The 17,522-nt window shown below is 45.2% G+C and carries 26 protein-coding genes; 10 read left to right on the top strand and 16 right to left on the bottom strand.

Annotated features, from left to right (window positions below):
* Positions 1-30 precede the first annotated feature (30 nt).
* Positions 31-1,437, bottom strand: coding sequence for a Y-family DNA polymerase (locus MKP07_RS17345; RefSeq protein WP_240848304.1), 1,407 nt, complete (start codon positions 1,435-1,437; stop codon positions 31-33).
* A 118-nt stretch (positions 1,438-1,555) separates the two neighbouring features.
* On the bottom strand, positions 1,556-2,290 hold the full coding sequence (locus MKP07_RS17340; protein ID WP_240848303.1) for an ImuA family protein: 735 nt from the start codon (positions 2,288-2,290) through the stop codon (positions 1,556-1,558).
* A 290-nt stretch (positions 2,291-2,580) separates the two neighbouring features.
* Here MKP07_RS17340 and MKP07_RS17335 point away from each other — a divergent pair, with 290 nt between their 5' ends.
* From MKP07_RS17335 to MKP07_RS17295, 10 genes are all read left to right on the top strand, one after another.
* Complete coding sequence (locus tag MKP07_RS17335) at positions 2,581-3,150, top strand: S24 family peptidase (protein ID WP_240848302.1); 570 nt, start codon at positions 2,581-2,583, stop codon at positions 3,148-3,150.
* Between the two features lie 11 nt (positions 3,151-3,161).
* A complete protein-coding gene (locus MKP07_RS17330) occupies positions 3,162-3,884 on the top strand; it encodes a nucleotide excision repair endonuclease (protein WP_240848301.1) in 723 nt (240 codons plus the stop codon).
* On the top strand, positions 3,869-4,270 hold the full coding sequence (locus MKP07_RS17325) for a GIY-YIG nuclease family protein (protein ID WP_240848300.1): 402 nt from the start codon (positions 3,869-3,871) through the stop codon (positions 4,268-4,270). Before MKP07_RS17330 ends, MKP07_RS17325 begins: the two co-directional genes overlap by 16 nt.
* Complete coding sequence (locus tag MKP07_RS17320) at positions 4,270-4,551, top strand: hypothetical protein (RefSeq protein WP_240848299.1); 282 nt, start codon at positions 4,270-4,272, stop codon at positions 4,549-4,551. The genes MKP07_RS17325 and MKP07_RS17320 overlap by 1 nt, the downstream gene beginning before the upstream one ends.
* Positions 4,552-4,568: 17 nt before the next feature.
* On the top strand, positions 4,569-5,642 hold the full coding sequence (gene dinB / locus MKP07_RS17315; RefSeq protein ID WP_240848298.1) for a DNA polymerase IV: 1,074 nt from the start codon (positions 4,569-4,571) through the stop codon (positions 5,640-5,642).
* 108 nt (positions 5,643-5,750) lie between these two features.
* Positions 5,751-6,581 carry a helix-turn-helix domain-containing protein gene (locus tag MKP07_RS41255; RefSeq protein ID WP_240848297.1) on the top strand — a complete coding sequence of 277 codons (831 nt, stop codon included), beginning with the start codon at positions 5,751-5,753 and terminating at the stop codon, positions 6,579-6,581.
* 24 nt (positions 6,582-6,605) lie between these two features.
* Positions 6,606-7,136 (top strand): LbetaH domain-containing protein, encoded by a 531-nt coding sequence (locus MKP07_RS17305; protein ID WP_317235845.1) that lies wholly within the window; start codon positions 6,606-6,608, stop codon positions 7,134-7,136.
* The gene (locus tag MKP07_RS41250; RefSeq protein WP_317236041.1) at positions 7,103-7,243 is read left to right on the top strand and encodes a DapH/DapD/GlmU-related protein; all 141 of its coding nucleotides are present in this window, start codon (positions 7,103-7,105) and stop codon (positions 7,241-7,243) included. The genes MKP07_RS17305 and MKP07_RS41250 overlap by 34 nt, the downstream gene beginning before the upstream one ends.
* 109 nt (positions 7,244-7,352) lie before the next feature.
* Positions 7,353-8,321 carry an alpha/beta hydrolase gene (locus tag MKP07_RS17300; RefSeq protein WP_240848296.1) on the top strand — a complete coding sequence of 323 codons (969 nt, stop codon included), beginning with the start codon at positions 7,353-7,355 and terminating at the stop codon, positions 8,319-8,321.
* Between the two features lie 7 nt (positions 8,322-8,328).
* Positions 8,329-8,796 carry a cyclophilin-like fold protein gene (locus tag MKP07_RS17295; RefSeq protein WP_240848295.1) on the top strand — a complete coding sequence of 156 codons (468 nt, stop codon included), beginning with the start codon at positions 8,329-8,331 and terminating at the stop codon, positions 8,794-8,796.
* 227 nt (positions 8,797-9,023) lie between these two features.
* Here MKP07_RS17295 and MKP07_RS17290 read toward each other — a convergent pair whose 3' ends face one another.
* From MKP07_RS17290 to MKP07_RS17225, 14 genes are all read right to left on the bottom strand, one after another.
* Positions 9,024-9,500 carry a hypothetical protein gene (locus tag MKP07_RS17290; RefSeq protein WP_240848294.1) on the bottom strand — a complete coding sequence of 159 codons (477 nt, stop codon included), beginning with the start codon at positions 9,498-9,500 and terminating at the stop codon, positions 9,024-9,026.
* Positions 9,501-9,582: 82 nt separating this feature from the next.
* Positions 9,583-10,263 carry a hypothetical protein gene (locus MKP07_RS17285; protein WP_240848293.1) on the bottom strand — a complete coding sequence of 227 codons (681 nt, stop codon included), beginning with the start codon at positions 10,261-10,263 and terminating at the stop codon, positions 9,583-9,585.
* Positions 10,209-10,694, bottom strand: coding sequence for a hypothetical protein (locus tag MKP07_RS17280; RefSeq protein ID WP_240848292.1), 486 nt, complete (start codon positions 10,692-10,694; stop codon positions 10,209-10,211). The genes MKP07_RS17285 and MKP07_RS17280 overlap by 55 nt, the downstream gene beginning before the upstream one ends.
* A 17-nt stretch (positions 10,695-10,711) precedes the next feature.
* On the bottom strand, positions 10,712-11,395 hold the full coding sequence (locus tag MKP07_RS17275; protein ID WP_240848291.1) for a ParB/RepB/Spo0J family partition protein: 684 nt from the start codon (positions 11,393-11,395) through the stop codon (positions 10,712-10,714).
* Positions 11,396-11,430: 35 nt separating this feature from the next.
* Positions 11,431-11,712: a hypothetical protein gene (locus MKP07_RS17270; RefSeq protein WP_240848290.1), complete on the bottom strand. Its 282-nt coding sequence runs from the start codon at positions 11,710-11,712 to the stop codon at positions 11,431-11,433.
* A 185-nt stretch (positions 11,713-11,897) separates the two neighbouring features.
* A complete protein-coding gene (locus MKP07_RS17265) occupies positions 11,898-12,356 on the bottom strand; it encodes a DUF6908 domain-containing protein (protein WP_240848289.1) in 459 nt (152 codons plus the stop codon).
* A 75-nt stretch (positions 12,357-12,431) separates the two neighbouring features.
* Positions 12,432-13,226, bottom strand: coding sequence for a DUF3560 domain-containing protein (locus MKP07_RS17260; RefSeq protein ID WP_240848288.1), 795 nt, complete (start codon positions 13,224-13,226; stop codon positions 12,432-12,434).
* Between the two features lie 85 nt (positions 13,227-13,311).
* Positions 13,312-13,473, bottom strand: a complete 162-nt coding sequence (locus MKP07_RS17255) for a hypothetical protein (RefSeq protein WP_240848287.1) — start codon at positions 13,471-13,473, stop codon at positions 13,312-13,314.
* A gap of 51 nt (positions 13,474-13,524) precedes the next feature.
* A complete protein-coding gene (locus MKP07_RS17250; protein WP_240848286.1) occupies positions 13,525-13,836 on the bottom strand; it encodes a J domain-containing protein in 312 nt (103 codons plus the stop codon).
* 4 nt (positions 13,837-13,840) lie between these two features.
* Positions 13,841-14,083 (bottom strand): hypothetical protein, encoded by a 243-nt coding sequence (locus MKP07_RS17245; RefSeq protein WP_240848285.1) that lies wholly within the window; start codon positions 14,081-14,083, stop codon positions 13,841-13,843.
* A complete protein-coding gene (locus tag MKP07_RS17240) occupies positions 14,067-14,597 on the bottom strand; it encodes a hypothetical protein (RefSeq protein WP_240848284.1) in 531 nt (176 codons plus the stop codon). Before MKP07_RS17240 ends, MKP07_RS17245 begins: the two co-directional genes overlap by 17 nt.
* A gap of 980 nt (positions 14,598-15,577) precedes the next feature.
* Positions 15,578-16,048: a hypothetical protein gene (locus MKP07_RS17235; protein WP_240848283.1), complete on the bottom strand. Its 471-nt coding sequence runs from the start codon at positions 16,046-16,048 to the stop codon at positions 15,578-15,580.
* A 114-nt stretch (positions 16,049-16,162) separates the two neighbouring features.
* A complete protein-coding gene (locus tag MKP07_RS17230; RefSeq protein ID WP_240848282.1) occupies positions 16,163-16,531 on the bottom strand; it encodes a hypothetical protein in 369 nt (122 codons plus the stop codon).
* A complete protein-coding gene (locus tag MKP07_RS17225) occupies positions 16,507-17,484 on the bottom strand; it encodes a hypothetical protein (RefSeq protein ID WP_240848281.1) in 978 nt (325 codons plus the stop codon). Before MKP07_RS17225 ends, MKP07_RS17230 begins: the two co-directional genes overlap by 25 nt.
* Positions 17,485-17,522 lie beyond the last annotated feature (38 nt).

Below are 17,522 nucleotides of genomic sequence, written 5' to 3'. Positions count from 1 at the left end.
AAATTCGAGGTAACCTGTAATTCTATGTAATCATACTGCTTCATAACTATCATGCAAAAAATCCATGTAAATACCATTGAGGGTTTCCTTCGTCATATTTACCCGACCGGAATAGCCAATACCGCGCACCCGATTCGTCTTCAACGCGGTAGTAATCCCTGATCTGCGTTTGCTTATCCATCCACCATTCGCGTTCAATACGTTCAGGCCCGTCTGCTTTTTTACTTTATGAATAAGCCCTTTGTAGATAAAAAGCATGGGCGGATAATCTGGTACCGGCACTGTTACTTCTATTTTTTCCGGCTGCTCTAAAAGACAAATGGGCCGTGGGCGATCTACCCGCCATAAGGTATCCGGCTTTTCGGAAATGGAATGGCTGATCTTCATAGATCGTTCCGGCCAGTAATGCTCTGCGGGCAGGTAACGTCGAATGGCAGCACTCCCTACTTTCCCTGCAATCCGATCTAACAGGTTTGACAGTTCCGTATTGGCGTCGCTATCGCCTAAGGCGGTCCATAAAGATTCCTGCTGCGCCGAAAGATCCTCTACTACGGGAGCTTCTAGTATAAATAATTCTATACCCAATGCAGGCCGGATCGTTTCTATCTTTTGTGAAAACAACTGCAGCAGGTGTGCTACGTTGCGAACGGGCCTATTCGTTCCAATATCGATCTGCTGGATATTGCCATCTAACCGGTAGCCTTTAAAGATGGCCTTTCTCAGTCCTTTACTTTCCTTCAACAAACGTTTGGAAAGTGCTTCCAATAAGGTTTTTAAGGCTATGTCTATTCCGGTCCTGGTCCTGATTGGCTCCAGGCAAGGCAATCGTTCCTGGAAGATCACAGCAGGTAGTACAGAAGTCAGCTGTTCGGGCATTGTGCCTAAGGCCTGCCCGATACGGGTAAGCAACTGTTGCCCGAATCGACGGCGGAGTACCGTGCCGGGCATATTGATGAAGCTGCCTATTTTATAAAAACCCAGCCTGTGCATCCGGTCCAGGATAAGAGGACTCAGCCGCAGTGCTGCCGGTGGCCAGCTGCTAAGCGCTGTTTGCTGCCCTCCCGGTGGAATGATCTGCCCGGGTCTGCCATAGCAGACAGCGGCCCAGGCAGCGCCAATGGTATCGGCAATCGCGGCATTAGCATGGTAGCCTCGTTGTTTTAGTTTAGCTACAACATCGGCCAGGTACTGCTCCTCACCTCCCCACAGATGTGGGCAGCCGCTTATATCCATTAAAAGACGGTCAGGAGCTTCGACAGCGATAACAGGTGTAAACCTGAATGCCCAGTCTGCCAGTTCAGCCAGCAGCTTTTCACACACGCCTTCCTTATAATTGTAAACCTTAAGTGCAGGCAGGGTTGCAGTTGCGTCAGCTACTACCATACCTGGGTGAATATCCTTGTTAATAGCTTCGATACTGGCCGAATGAACAATCATACGCCCCCCCTGGAAGGGGCCGCCAGAACAAAGGCGACTTTGCTCAAAGTGGGCCGGAGCTGGATAGCTCTATCTGCCAGCAGATAAGGAAACCATATACACATATATCGCTGCATCTCTATCCTGTTTTTCTTGCCGGTAAATGTTCTATTACTTTGGGTTGCTGGACTACCTTAAATCCATCGGGGTTCCAGGCTACCTGCCACCTGCCGGGCTTTCCATTTCTTATTTTCAATAATTCGACATTCCAACCCGGAAAGCCAACACCAGGAATCGTAGGTTCTCCTATACTGGCAACTGGCGTAATCCGCCACCGGGAAACGCAGGTAACATTGGTGGGTAAACTACCGTACCGGTGTATCAAACCGGTAACACGCGACGTTTCAACAGCTAACTGAAGTCTTCGGGATTCGGTAAAGCCCAGCTCCTGCACTTCACCCACTACGGCGGCCAACGTTTGGCATTTCAGACCTTCCTCAATAATCCAAAGTGCGTCCTTACTGGTCCTGGCATCAATGAAGATCATCTGGTCGGGTGATATGCCAAAAGCCTTAAGGGCGGGAGGAAATATCCGGCACCTGGTACTTACCCAAAGGCAGGAGCCTTTACACATTAATATGCGGAGTAACGCCGCCATAAAACCCGAAGAGGCCGCACCGTTTTGGGCATTATCGCTAATAAATTCATGAGTGGCTGCAACCGGGAAGGTTTGATTGGGAAATGCGTTATTAATAATCCCCAGGCCCGTATCACGCAGTTCATTCTCCAGGGGGACACGCAGGCCTTGCATAGCAAGGATTTCCTGTCGCAAACGCTCCACCACATTTTCCTGTATCTCTGTTGCTTGTCCCATTAATTTTCATAAATTTGCTAATAATATTAGTATTACTCACCTAATAATGTTAGCGTTATTTATGGACACGCCAAAAACTTTTTTCGTTCCCAACTTTAAATTCCTGAGAACCAGGAAGAAAATGACTCAGGCGCAGCTTGCTGAAGCTTTCGGCATTACTCAGAAAAAGTAGAGTCTATGGAAAGCGGCCGCGTCAAATCTCCGGGGCCGGAAGATCTACTCAAATATTCCCAGTTTTTTAAGATCAGTATCGATACACTTATAAAGATTGATCTTTCCAAATTAGAGAATTGAGGCTCCGGGAACTCGAAGCCGGCAGCGATGTATACATACGGGGTGGGCAGCTGCGTGTGTTAGCCATAACAGTGGATAAAACCAATAAAGAAAACATTGAGTATGTTCCCGTAAAGGCAAAAGCAGGATATGCCAAGGGGTTTAATGACCCCGACTTTATTTCAACGCTGCCTAAATTCAATTTGCCCAATATTCCTAAAGGTACTTTCAGGATGTTCCCGATTACGGGCGATTCTATGCTACCGGTACCTGATGGCAGCGATGTGATCGGGCGCTATGTAGAGGATTGGCAAAGCATCAAACCACGGACCGCCTGTATCGTGATCCTCAGCGGTGACAATGATTTTGTGTTTAAGCTGGTTACGATAAAAGAGGACCGAACTGTTTTATTGGAATCACTAAATACCAGTTACCGACCCTACTCGGTCGATATAGCCGATATATTAGAGATATGGCAGTTTTATAGCTACCAGTCCAAAGAAATGCCGGAACCAATGACCGACATGCAGGAAGTTAAATCAATACTCCAGGAACTGAGGTCTGAAGTGCTTAATATAAAAAGATAGGCAGCCAGTATATGGAATATGCAATAGTTGATATAGAAACAACCGGGGGTAATGCTACAAATGGCGGCAGCATCATAGAAATTGCGATACGGGTTTTTGATGGTTATGCTATTGTAGCCAGTTTTGACAGTTTAGTCAAGCCTATTGAACGTATACCGCCATTCATAACAGCTATGACTGGTATTGATGATGCAATGGTTCAGGATAGTCCCGTTTTTAGTGAAATAGCAATGGAGGTATTCTCAATGCTCAACGGCCGGATATTTGTGGCCCATAATGTCAATTTCGATTACTCGTTTATAAAACATCATTTGGCAATAGCCGAGTACCAATATAAGGCGAGCAAGTTATGCACCATACAACTGTCAAGAGCGATCAGGCCAGGATTACTTTCTTATAGCCTGGGTAAGTTGTGTGATGCGCTGGAAATTGAGTTGAACAACAGGCACAGGGCGGGTGGCGATGCCGATGCAACGGTATTGTTGTTTCAGCAATTATTGCAGTGGGATAGCGAGGGCGTTGTTCCTGCTTTTTTGGAAAGAGGTAATATAGAGCCCCAGGTGGTACCGGATACGTTAAGAGATGATTTTGAGCAAGTGCCCAATAAACCCGGCGTATACTATTTTCATAACGATAAGGGGCAGGCTATCTATGTGGGTAAAGCCAATGACCTGAAAAAGCGGGTCGCTCAGCATTTTAAAAGAAATAACGGTAGCGGTTGCGTCAAAGCCTGATCAGCGAAATAGCCTCTATCAGCTATGAGGTATGTGGGACCGAATTGATGGCGCTTATATTGGAAGCATTGGAAATAAAGAGACTTTTTCCTAAGTATAACCAGGCGCTTAAAAAATACGACGCCAAATACGGCCTGTTCGTACACGAAGACCCGAAAGGTTATCTCAGGATGAAAATCTCCAAGCTGGGCAAAAACCCGGCACCTGTCCAGGTATTTACTACACATCAGGGCGGGATCAGTAAACTGCGTGAGTTGTCAAGACGTTTTGGTCTATGTGCTTCGCTATGCCGTTTGAGCAGCTGCGAGCTATGCAGCCTGGTTGATAAAAAAACAATTTACTCTGCACCGCAAACCATTCTGCTGAAGTTTACAACGAAAAGGTAATGAAGGCACTTTCTTTTCTAAAAGAAGATGCAGGAACATTTTATATTATTGATAAGGGAAGAAACAGTAATGAGAAAAGTTGCCTTTGGGTAGAAAACGGGCATTTTTATGGAATGGGTTATATTGACAATGGCGCTGATATTTTCTCCTTAGACGATATTAAAAGCAGCCTTACATCCTACGCGAGTAGCCATTACGTCATGCAGTTGGTCATTTCATTTATTTGCAGGTATCCGAAGAAAGTTGTTTCAATCAGCAATAAAAGTTTTGCATATCAATAAAGCCATTCAGAACGACAATGTACCGCAAGATCATTCATATTGATATGGATGCCTTTTACGCATCGGTGGAACAGCGTGATTTTCCGCAGTATCGGGGAAAGCCGCTGATTGTAGGTGGTATGCCAGAAGGCAGAGGCGGTGTTGTAGCTACAGCAAGCTATGAAGCAAGGAAGTTCGGCGTTCGCTCGGCAATGCCTTCCAAGACGGCCCAACGCTTGTGCCCCGAAGCTATTTTTGTATTTCCCAGGTTCGATGCCTATAAAGCTGTGTCCCGCCATATTCGGGAGATCTTCCATTACTATACCGATCTTATCGAACCCCTTTCTTTAGACGAAGCTTACCTGGACGTGACCAACGATAAGCAAGGTATTGGTTCAGCAATCGAGATAGCTAAACAGATCCGTGCCGCTATTAAAGACGAGCTGCAGCTTACGGCCTCTGCCGGGGTTTCCATTAATAAATTTGTTGCCAAGATCGCTTCTGATCAGAATAAACCGGATGGCTTGACCTTTATCGGCCCTTCCAAAATTGAGTCTTTTATGGAGGAGCTGCCGGTAGCAAAATTCTATGGTGTGGGAAAGGTAACTGCCGCAAAAATGCAAGGGATGGGGCTTCATACCGGAGCCGATCTTAAAAAATTGTCTGAGGAGGAAATGGTGCGTCATTTCGGCAAGGCAGGGCGTTTTTACTATCATATAATAAGAGGCGTTGATAACAGGCCGGTGCAACCGCACAGGGAGACAAAATCAATCAGTGTGGAGGATACCTATCAACAAGACCTGACTACCAGAGCGGAAATGCTGCCGGAACTGGAAACACTTTCATCCCGTTTGGCAGAAAGGCTTCAGCGATCCGGTCTAAAAGGAAGAACTATAACGGTAAAGTTTAAATTCCATGATTTCACCATCATTACGCGCAGCTTATCGATGCCTGAATTAATTCATACAGAAGCCGATTTAAAAATGGCTGCCATTACTATTTTAAATAATGCGCCCGTTGACAGCAAAAAGGTTCGGCTGCTGGGAATAGGAATTTCAAATTTTGAACTACCCGTCCATAAAAAGGAAGATAGTCAATTGAGCCTATTCTAAGGGTTTACGTCAGCTGACGTGAGCCGCTCAATAATGTAAATTGAGCCCGGCAGTAAAGATGGCAGTCCATTCAATGACTACCTTTGTAAAATAATATTAGTATATAACGTGCAAGCAGCAGATACATTACGAACCCTAAACTATTCAGGCATATTTCTTTCCTGCTTTTCTGATTATAGTGAAAAGTGCATTCATGCTACGCCCGAACATGTTTTACTGTATCTATATTCAGGTGAACAGGTTATAGAGGATAGCGGTAAAAAGATCACTATACAAGCGGGCGAATGCGCTTTTATCCGGCGTAACCACCGGTTGATGATGTACAAGAATAGTAAAGGCGAAGAACTGTACAAAGGCATATCCCTGACATTTAATCGCGCAATACTAAGGGAATTTTATAGCAAGCTAAGTAAGGCTGATCTTCCCGAGAAAGTAATAATACCGGATAAGAATGTTTTCAGCATTAAGCCAAAGGCAGATATTACCAGCCTGTTTCAATCCCTGACACCTTACTTTGATGAGAACATGAAACCTTCAGACGGTGTGGCTCATTTAAAGCTACAGGAAGGCATCTTCGCCTTGCTCAATCAATCTGATGTATTTTTCCCTATTCTCTTCGACTTTACAGAACCCTGGAAGATTGACATCATAGAGTTCCTGGAAGATCACTATATGGATGATCTGACTATGGAGCAGATTGCTTCGTATACAGGCCGTAGCCTGGCTACCTTTAAAAGAGATTTTAGCAAGATCAGCAACCTTACTCCTCAGAAATGGCTCATCAAACGTCGTCTGGAAGCGGCCTATATTAAATTAAAGGAAGAGGGCAAAAAAGTACAAGACGTATATATCGAAGTCGGATTTAAAAATCCTTCCCATTTTTCTACTGCCTTTAAAAGACAATATGGCGTTCCTCCCGCTGACGTTGCCCTGATATAAAATTGAGCTTCTAAGTAAAGAAACTTGAGCCTCGCAGTAAAGTCACTGCGGGGCTTGCTTTTTAATTTTGCATTATCTATTAAAAAAGTGATGCAAACAGGATTAAGAACAGCAGATATTTTTGAACGGTTAAGGAACGGAGAAATCATTCCTGCAGATGACCCGCAAGCTCATAAAATGCGTGAGGCAGCAAACAGTACAAGAAAGCTGCTCCTGCAAATGAACAATACTACCGAGCCGGAAGGCATCAGAGCATTATTAAGCAAGATCACAGATAGCAAAATTGATGACAGTGTAGCGGTGTTTACACCTTTGTATATCAATTATGGAAAGCATACCAGAATCGGGAAGAACGTATTCATCAACTTCGATTGTACATTTTTAGATTTAGGCGGCATCACAATTGAAGATAATGTACAGATCGCACCAAAAGTAAGTTTGTTATCAGAGGGACATCCCGTTTCGCGCGAAAGCAGGCACGCACTTGTGCCGGGTCATATCCACATCAAAAGAACGCCTGGATTGGAGCGAACGCAACCATACTTCCAGGAGTAACTATTGGCGAAAATGCTGTTGTAGCCGCAGGAGCGGTCGTTTCAAAAGATGTTCCCGATAATACAGTTGTAGGAGGTATTCCTGCAAAAATCATTAAAGCAATTTAAAATAGAAATAACATGAAAATATTATCAATGCTTGCTGTTGCGACCCTAATGTTTTTAGGTCAATCCTGTAATCAGAGCCAAAGTACAAGTAAACAAAAATCGAGAGAACATGAACGATACAACAAAGAAAGAACATTATACATTTGAACTGAGTGATAAAGTAACACGGCAAAAGGTAACTTTTAAAAATCGCTACGGCATCATGCTTAGCGGAGATTTGTATCTTCCAAAAGAGCGGGGCAACGATCCTTTAGCAGCCATTGCTATTAGTGGACCTTTTGGAGCGGTGAAAGAGCAATCTTCAGGATTATATGCCAACCAAATGGCCGGGCGTGGTTTTGCTGCATTAGCATTTGACCCATCTTATACAGGAGAAAGCGGTGGAGAACCTCGTGCCGTTGCATCACCCGACATCAATACAGAAGATTTTAGTGCCGCAGTAGATTATCTTGGTATACAGAAAAATATTGACCGGAGCAAAATCGGTATCATCGGGATTTGTGGTTTCGCAGGTTTCGCCTTAAATGCTACTGCTATTGATAAACGTGTAAGGGCTGTTGCTACAACAAGTATGTACGATATGACAAGAGTAATGTCAAAAGGATATAATGATGCTGTTACTTTGGAAGAACGCAGCAAAACATTAGAGCAATTGGGGGAGCAACGCTGGAAAGATGCAGAAGCAGGAACATTCGCTCCCGGAGCAATATTAAATCCCGAAAAACTCAAAGGCAATGAACCACAATTTGTAAAGGAATATCACGATTATTACCGCACCCCAAGAGGTTATCACGAACGTTCCCTAAACTCAACCGGTGCCTGGAATGCTACCAATGCATTATCGTTTATGAATATGCCTATTTTAACTTACATTAAAGAGATTTCACCAAGACCCATGTTATTGATTGCGGGAGAAAAGGCGCATTCCCGTTATTTCAGCGAAGATGCTTATAAAATGGCGGCTGAGCCGAAAGAGTTACTGATTATCCCTAATGCAGTTCACGTGGATTTGTATGACAAAACAGACCTTATCCCGTTTGGTAAATTAGAAACATTCTTTAAAGAGCATTTAAAATAATACCAGGATGATGAAGCGTTCATTTTTAATGACTTTAGCCCTTATGTCGATTTTTATAAGCAGTGCATCTTCTTGTAGCAAAGAAGATAATAAGAACAATACCAACACAGAGAATAATACCCCTGTGACAAATGGTAAAATAAAGATAAAGGTCAATTCAAAAACCTTTACTATTACACTGTTCGATAACAATGCAGCAAAGGCATTTAAAGATATGTTGCCTTTAACTATCAACATGGTTGAATTGAACGGCAATGAGAAATATTTTGACTTGTCAAAAAGCCTTCCGGCACATTCGTCTAATCCGGGAACGATACAAAACGGAGATATAATGCTGTATGGTTCCAGGACATTGGTATTGTTTTATAAAACTTTTTCAACCTCATACAGTTACACACGGCTTGGCACCATTGATGACACATCGGGTTTGGCGACAGCATTAGGCGTGGGAAACGTAACCATTACTTTCGAATAAGTCTTATAACAACAAGGATTGATAACGCCGGCCCGAAAGAAAAGGTAAAGGCAGACCGGTCCTATAGTTGGATATTGCAAACCAAAAAATCGGTACTCCGTCTGGGTCACCCCGTTTGAAAAAAGCGGTAATGATAGGTAAGACCACAACTCAAAAAACAAAATACTTTCCCCCAGACACCGGACCCGCCCCCCGGCAGCTCTCCTTTCGGGCATACAATGCTTCAATTAAATACCCCGATGCGCTTTCCTAAAAGCATTAACTATTTCATCAGCTTGCGTTTCTGTTAAACAATTTTGCAAAGAGGTGCATAACCCTTCTATATCATCAATGGGTATAAAGGCTTCAAAACGGTATTCGATATATTCGTTGCCGATCCTGATTAGTACCCGGTAAGGCTTGCGGAGCACCCGAACCAACCGCATTGCAGCAAGCGCATCATCGGGGTTCCCGGTTCGTTCGTACCTATTTATCAGGCTCCTTATGCGAGCGTACCGGCCATAACGAAACATGTCGTTTTTAACTTTTCGCTTTATAGGTTTACTGCGCCTTCTTAAATCATCCACAAATTCCTGGTAACTATAACCCGGATATTCCATCGACATATACAAATAAGCGAACAACGGCTGCTTTTTCCAAAGCCGCCTGGCTTTTCGCAGCCTGCGCAGCCTACAGAGCTGGTCAAAAGATAGTTTTCTACCCATAGTCTGAGCTTTTAGTTTACTGGTATAATAAATGAAAGGTGACCGCCGAAGCAGTCACCTTTACCCTTATCCAACCCTATTATCAGGCAGCCTTGTCAATACCCAGCTTCTTGATTTGTGCCTGTAAGCCTTTGGTACGCTCTTTTAGGCGCGCCTGGCGCTCAGCAGCTTTATCGCCCTGGTCACTTTCGATTGTATTTACATCCAGGCCTGAGGCCTCTGCAATTCGGTACAGACATAAACCATACGTCGTATCTTCCACCTTACTGGAGTAGTTGCCAACAATTACAGTTCTGATCAGTTTTGCAAACTGCACGTCACTGATAGCAGCCAGTTTCTCAAAGAAGTCCTTATTGTCTTTATATCCTTTGGGGAACAATAATCTTTTCATTGCATCCCTATGCTGGTAGTTCAGCGTTTCGTACACGATGAAGCGCACAGCCGCCTTGTCTGCTGCCGTAAGCCCCGCTTTCAGCTTACCCTGTTCCAATGCAGCGGCAAACTCCTCGTGCAGTCGCTCCTGGACTTTCTTACGATCCAGTTCTTTAAACCGGTCCTCTCGGCTTTTGATCCGATCTATTTCTTTGCGGATCAGTTCAGGTGTAGCCGAGCCGTCCTTAATGGCCTGCTGTACTTCTTTTGCAGTAACCTGGCCGCTTGCAGAAAACTCAGGTGCATCCTTTATATCCGGATTAAAATAGACCGGTTTTATCTCGGCACCGGATATAGCAATTCCCAATAGCGTGCCTTCGCCCGAGAGCAACCTTTTGTATTCAGCCAGATCCTCCCTGTACTCCCGAATCGCCTGGCTGAATCCTTCGCGGTCCGGCACGGACTTTCCCTTTGTTCATCCCATACCAGGTAAAGACTTTTCTCCGGTTTTACCGGTTCGGTAAATTTCTTGACATCATAGAAATTATAGCGGGGCAAGTCTGCGGTTTCCGGCAGTGAATCGATCAGCGTACTATACTCTTCATTTACCTGGTGTGATAACAGGATCGCCACAGGCTGGTAAGCTTCAAGCGCAGCCTTGATCATAGCTTCAGCGCTGGCAAGACATTTATTCTTAAAACAGGTCTTGTTATTACAAACCGCTTCCTTTGCCATCTCAGGAAAAAGAGTCTTGAGCGTAGCGGAGTTAAACGGACAAGCCGTACAGGCCCCAACCTCCGGTACCAGCTTCTTATCTTTCACATTAAAAGGTGCTTTTTTCAGATCGTATTTATAGCGACCAATGAAATACCGTACATTACTGATCGAAAAATGCTTCTTTTCTTTCCAGCCAGTACAATGCTGCGTAAAAACTCTTCCTGTGAGTCTTTAGCGAGGGTACCGAGCTCAGCGGCTTCGCTTACCGTTAGCTTGCCTGAGATGAGTAATTCCTGTAACGGTTCTATTAAGTCCGCTAGCTTGAGGCGGTTATGAACATAGGCAGCCGATTTGCCCAACACCTGTGCAGCTTGTAGTGTGGTTTTCCCCTCTACTTCCATCAGTTCCTTAATATCTAAAGCCTCGTGCAGCGGATGCGGATTCTCTCGCTGGATATTCTCTGCTAAGCGGCGCTTTCTCATCTCGATATCGGTCATATCCTGGATTTTGGCAGGAATGCTGGTAAGCCGCGCCAGTAGTGCCGCCCGGAACCGGCGCTCACCGTAAACCAGCTCATACTTTTTGCCCATTGGACGTACCGTTATGGGATGCAGTATTTCTACCTCGGTCGATTTTAGCTGTTCGGCAAATTCCTCCAGCGCCTGCTGGTCATAGAACTTCCGGTAGTTCGATGGCGAAACCTCGATCATTGATACGGGCAGATGGTAGTACTGCTCTTCAATCGGTATAACCTTGCCTTTGGCGGGTACCGCTTTCGTTTCTTGCTTTTTTACTATGGTTTCCATAATTGATTGTTTTTGAGAAATGATTAAATAATGATTTAAGCAGAAGCGCTTTGGTCGAAGAGGATTTCGATCATCGCTTTAAACTTAGGATTGGGGAGCTGTTGTGTAGTAACATATACGATCAGGCAGTGAGCGCTTACAAGGCCTTTGGTCCATCCGAATAATTCGGTAGCAAACAGGCTATGCCTTTTATACAGGAGGTTCCCATGCTTTTTGATGATAGCCTGAATTTCTGTAGCCAGATTTAGCCAGCCATCGAAGCTGATGAGACCGTTCGACCAGCAAGCCCTGCTTTGCTCTTGGTCTTCAATGATCACCGCGCACAAGCCATCTATATAGCTGACTAGCTTCGGGATTTCTTCAGGAAAAGATCATGCAATAGCTGCGCTCTTTCCACCAGGTTCAGGTGCATTAGTGGTTTCATAATAAAAATGAATTAGGGCTGCCTTTTCACTGGCAGCCCGGTTAAAAAATAATACAGTAATCTTTACGCTACCGTGTGCTATTCGGGCGCTCCTTCTTGCAGGCCCAACAGGAAGCCTTGCTGCTCTATATTATCCAGCCAGGTGTCAGCAAACCCTGCATGTTGTGCCTGCTGGCGCTCATCAAATGAGCTAAAGAAGCAACCCTCCTCTATTTGTATGCTTTCCTGGTAAATACCCAGGTTCGCCTGCTGGTACATATAGGGAACGACATACACCGCTGTATAATCTTTAGACCGTTCTCGATTGTCTACCACTGCAAAGCACATTTCGGGGTCTTGCATTAAATCGCCGTTTTGTTTATAGTAATGGCAAAGGCTATACAGCATAGCCAGTCCGTAAGGTTGGAGTTGTGCAGTGCCAATAAATTCCATTGAGAGCGGCATGTAAGGTTTGTTTTCGATTTTACGGTAGTTGTCTACCAGGCTATCCATCAGCACGCAGAATATCCGGGTGCTTTTCGCATTTAGTCGCTTCATGACATGACGATACAGTAACCGCTGTATACGGTTTTAAATAGTTCAATAAATGTTTGGGGAGCAAAACGCCGGAGGCTAGCAGCCGGGCTGGGTTTCCAGGAGTTTTTTCAGTACTGCTTTGGCGGCAAATATGCCGTTGGCATTGAGGTGTCGCTGCCAGGCTTCTTCATTGGGGCTCCACCGAAAAGCATTACCCTTTAGTATTTTTCGGATCTGCTCCGATGGTTTTTCATCAAAGAGGAACTGTACCCGGCCCGCTTCTTTATTTTCTTTTACCATACCTCCCGGGAAAGGCACTTCCGAGGCCGGACGGCTTTCCAACAGCTCCAGTTGTTGGATACGGTGTTTAATCCGTCGGATACTCGTGCTGTTATTAGAGAAGGCATAGCTGGCAAAACCAACACGACCCAAATAATCGGGTGTATTCAACTGCTTCCACAATTCAGGTGTACCAAACTCCATGTTTAAAAAGCCAGCTTCGTCTTTTTTACGTATAAAACGGTTGGCTTCCTTCATAAAAGACTGGTTGGCCTCCAGTCGTATCACCTGAGCTTTTAATTTTTCCAGTGCACCCGGGTCATCAGAAAATATCGCATCATTGCTTTCTATGGCTTCTGCTTTTCGCTCATAATAGTTAGCCTTATCACTAGCCTCAAACGCTTTACCAAACTTGTTATGAATTTTATCCCGGTAGTTACGGTCTCTTTTTTCGCTGTGATGGCCTACCAGGATAGGTTGACCAAACGGAATGGCTGAACTCATTTTGGATGCCTGGTTATATAGCTCGTCTGATAGCTGCTCGTTTTTGGCAGCTTGCTTTTTGGCATAGTCAATCCGCTTCTGCCTGCGCTCTTCAAAATTGTGTTTCATAATAATTGTTTGTGTTAATAAAAAATCAGTAATCGTTCATCATAATCAAATCGCTTTCGCCCTTGATCATCGACAAAGCGAAAGATTATGATCTCTCCTCATCCTTTCGCCGCCCGCTGATCTCAAAGCCATTTTCAATTTCGGTTCTCTTGAAAACAGGTTTGTTAGTAGCGCTGCGGCGCGACAGCAGATCACCTGAGATATCTTCTGCCAGTTCTTTGCTTGCCTTTAATACGGTAGTCTTCATTGCAGGAAAGTGTACGGTAACGGTGTACCCGTTTGGAGTATAAAAAATGGATTAACTCGTAAGCAGGCTATAGGCAGCAATGATCTTCTTACTCATTTCCTCTGCTTCGCTGGTGCGGTGCTGGTTATGGTCCGGGTGCCACTCAGCGATCAGCTTACGAAAAGCCTGTTTGATCTCGGTTTTTGTGGCACCGGTAGTAACACCTAATAGCTGGTAGGGAGTCAGTTCCTGGGATTGTAATACTTCAGTAGCTTCCTCCTTACTCATGCGCTCGCGGAAGGCACTACGCCACTGGCCTGCATGACCAAAACCATCGGTGGTATCATAGGTCTTATAACCTTCTAAAAATCCTTTCTTAGCCATAGGGTCATTGTTTGATAAGATTTACTTCATAAGGTTTTTCATAACCGGGGATACCTATAGCATCCAGGTGTTTGCAATGCCGGTAGCGTTTCCAGGCCGGGCAACTACAGCCCCAATGCCGCTTCTTTTTATTTTGGGCAATGGTGTAAAGCCGGTTGGAGGTCTCACTGCGGACGTTAAAGCGAAACTGCCATTGATCAGTATCGGGCAGCGCCAACTCTTTGGAAATTCTAATAGAGGGTAGCATAGCTATGTATTTTAAAAAGTGAATAATCAGGCACCCAGAAAATGAGGACTTTTTTCGTCTTACCGGTTTTGACCTCCTCGCTGCCGTATTTGCTGCGTATCTGGTCCAGGGATTTCTGACTGCTGCGGAGCTCCTTAAGATCTGAGCTTCGGTAATACCAGGCTTCTTTCTTGGATGCATAGAAAAGACCTGCTTCACGTAGTTGTTTGCGTACAGGCTTTGTCTCACCCGTCACCCAAATCCATAAACCCACCAGTTCTATCCTGATACCCGGCAGGTTAATGATGGCTTCCACTACCTTTCGGTATTCATCGGAAAACCGGATTTCTTTATCGGTATCCTCCTGGGACAGGTTAGCGCCTTTAAGCAGGAGTGCTGTAGCATATGCATACTCCGTATTAATGGCCTGCATGATAGCCGTATCTCCACCCCGGTCCGGATGGTACTCAAAAGCCAGTTTCCTGTACAAGGCCTTCACTTCATCGAGCGTCGTACAATCGTTGAAAAATTTCATGAGCTTATTTTTTTGTAACACAATCAGGTTAGCGTTTCGCCTTGCAAGGCTCATCAGTACCGGCAGCATACCGGCAGACGCTTTTTCCACAGGTAGCGAACAATTGGGACATTTCAACCAACCCGCTGTCTCTGAGTGAAGCGCTTACTAGGCTATTTGCTTTTCAGGAAGCCAATTTGCTCCGTTGTGTTACTCGCGGCAACTCGGCTACTAAGCCACCGGTCATCGTTACGTTTGAAAGCTGACGGCATTGCCCTTTCAAACCGAAGCTGTTTTACGATCCTGGTGAAGACCGGAGCGTGTTTCTTTCAAAAAAATACGACCGCCTGCCGCCTATATTTTTTGTTAGGCGGCTAAAGGGCGGTGGAGATTTTTTTGAAAAACCCGTGGCAAGGCGGGCCCTGCTATGGCGGCCGCAGACACGCTCCTGTCTTTGCCAGGATCGTAGCTTCGCTGTCCCGTTTGAATGGGTCATGCCGGAATAACATTTCAACGTAATGACCGGGCACTTAGCAGGTACGGGGCGGGTAAAGCAGACGGGTGAAAAGCGGCTGAAAAGCTCAGTAGCAACATTAGTCACTTAGATGACGGAGGGGAGGGTGTTATGTCTACTGTGCCGCCTGTAAAAAAGTGCTGGCTTTCTTAATGCTTATTTGATATTTTTTTGATTGATCCCTTTGATCATTTCTTCTACCATATAATCTGCAGACTATTGGTAGCACGGCAAACAGTTTTGGCTCACCAGCAAAAAAAAGCCGCCTCCTGGACAGGAAGCGGCGATGGCTGTTACACCTTAACCCTCTACGAAGTTGTATGATATTGTAAGTTTCTTATAATATCGCCGATGGCATCGGAGCTGTACGACACACCTTCGGTAAGTTCCATCTCAGAACGAATGAGTAGCAACCGGTAAGCCATATAACAAAGGTCCTGACGGATGGTCGTCTTACGCTCCGGAGATAATAGCTGGTCTTTGCCACCTATAAAATGGGTAACCTTTTTTTAGAAGCATCGAGCACGAGCCGGATTTCCGCATCCTCTTTCAACAGGATAAAACCCATGGACAAAGCCATTTTTTTGAGCTGTCCAACCCTCCTGTCGCCATACTCAGAACGCTGCAACTGCAGCCGCTGCAGGGGTTTGCTTTGCAGGATATGCGGCAGGATGACTTCTTTCATAGCCTTGCTAAATATGCCTTTTCCCCGCCATTGCGATAGCATCACAGCCTGCAAGTTATCTTCCTGTGGCTCCACGGCTCCTACCGCCTGGCTATCTTCCAGGATCAGGTAAATTATACGTGGTAGCAGGTCGGCAGGAATCGATTCACCGGGCTTATATTCGGGCCATAGCTGTACCAGTTGCACATTAGGTGCCAGTAACCGGTACATGGTAACTGAACCGGATACCTTACCAGCTTTCCATTCGTCCAATATTTTTTTCAATGATTTCATATACTTATTTTAAAACTGGTCAATTCATGCGTTAGGGATTGCAGGGAAAAGCCCCGCCTGCTGCGGGGCTTGAAACAAGAGCCCGACCCGCCACGGGCGGGGAACGCCCAACGGCTAACGCTTTTTGCCTTTCGATGGTCCCCTGTCATCAAGCGGTGTGTGCTGCCTGGGAGGGATACGTTCGACCTTTTCTTTTGTCTTACTGGAGGTTTTCTCTCTGTGGTTACTTTTTTTATCATCCGCTGCCTTCTTAGCTTCAACCTTTGTTGTATCTCCTGCAAGCTCAGGCCCCTTTTGGTTGACTTCTTTACCTGCCAATTCTTTCCCTGGCTCATTCATCTGCTTGCCAGACTCCGCTATTGTACCCGCGGTGTCAACGTCTTTGCCTGCTTGCTGGTCCATCACAGTGGGATCATCGGGCATAAACGGAATGTCGTTGAGTTCAGAAACATCAGCGTTCAGATCACGGGCCAGCTCTCCCAAAAAGGGTCGAGACCTTCATCAGCGGTATTTTTACTAAAGTATTCAGCGGCCTGCGCTGCCATTTGCTCATCTGATATTATTTCGTCTATAACCGGGCGCTCCACTTCTTCGTGGTGTACCTGCCTATCTTCCACGTATTGTTCCATTCCCTTTTGAGCAGGATCATTAGTAACCACTTCTTGCTGTTGCATCTGATCTTCCTGAGATAAGTTGGTGGTTGTCTGTTGCTGCTGATCCGTTTGAAGATCGGTAGTTGGCTGCACTCCTTTTTTCTGCTGATAGGCTTCAGATAGACCTTCGGCGCGTGCAATGATTTTACCTTCATCATCAACACCCAGTACTTCCCGTGATTTTGGATTGGCTATAATATTAGCTTCTACGTCCATACCATTCACCTCCAGTGTCCCGCGAAGCGGATCACCTTTTCTCAGGTTTTCTTCTGCCCAGGGCGGCATCCCTTGTCCGGTAACCTTGCTCCAATTCAGATTTTGCAAGGCCTTTGCTACATCATAACCATAATTCTCGTGGTAATTGTCAATCTTGGCATTTCCTTTAGCAGTCTTTTTCTCAAAATTCAGTACATGCCAGGATTGATACTTCTCATTATCTTTCCAATGGTCCTTGCAGACAGCCCGGCCTTCCACCAGATTGAAAGCTTCCTTAGCCGTAAAACCCCTGTTCTTAAATACGCCAAAATACTGTTGCGCTTCAGGCTTCTCCCTGGGTGTCAGCAAAAATCCGGATATACTGATCCAACCGCTTTCGGCGGAACGCTTATGGTCGATCCTGTAGTCTATTTCCTTTCCGTGGAATCTGTCGGGATGGTTAACACTGAATTGCTCCACGCCGTTGTTCAAATTCGCTGAGACCTCTTCGCTATGCCCTTTACCAAAGCCTAAATAAAAATGACCATTGTCCAGGTATTTTAGATTCTCATCAATACTGTATTCCATTGCAATCAAATTTTATTGTGATTAATATTGTTACGTTG

The sequence above is a fragment of the Paraniabella hibiscisoli genome, from assembly GCF_022512515.1.
Classification (GTDB): Bacteria; Bacteroidota; Bacteroidia; order Chitinophagales; family Chitinophagaceae; genus Niabella; species Niabella hibiscisoli.
This window is presented reverse-complemented; position numbering and strand designations above follow the sequence as displayed.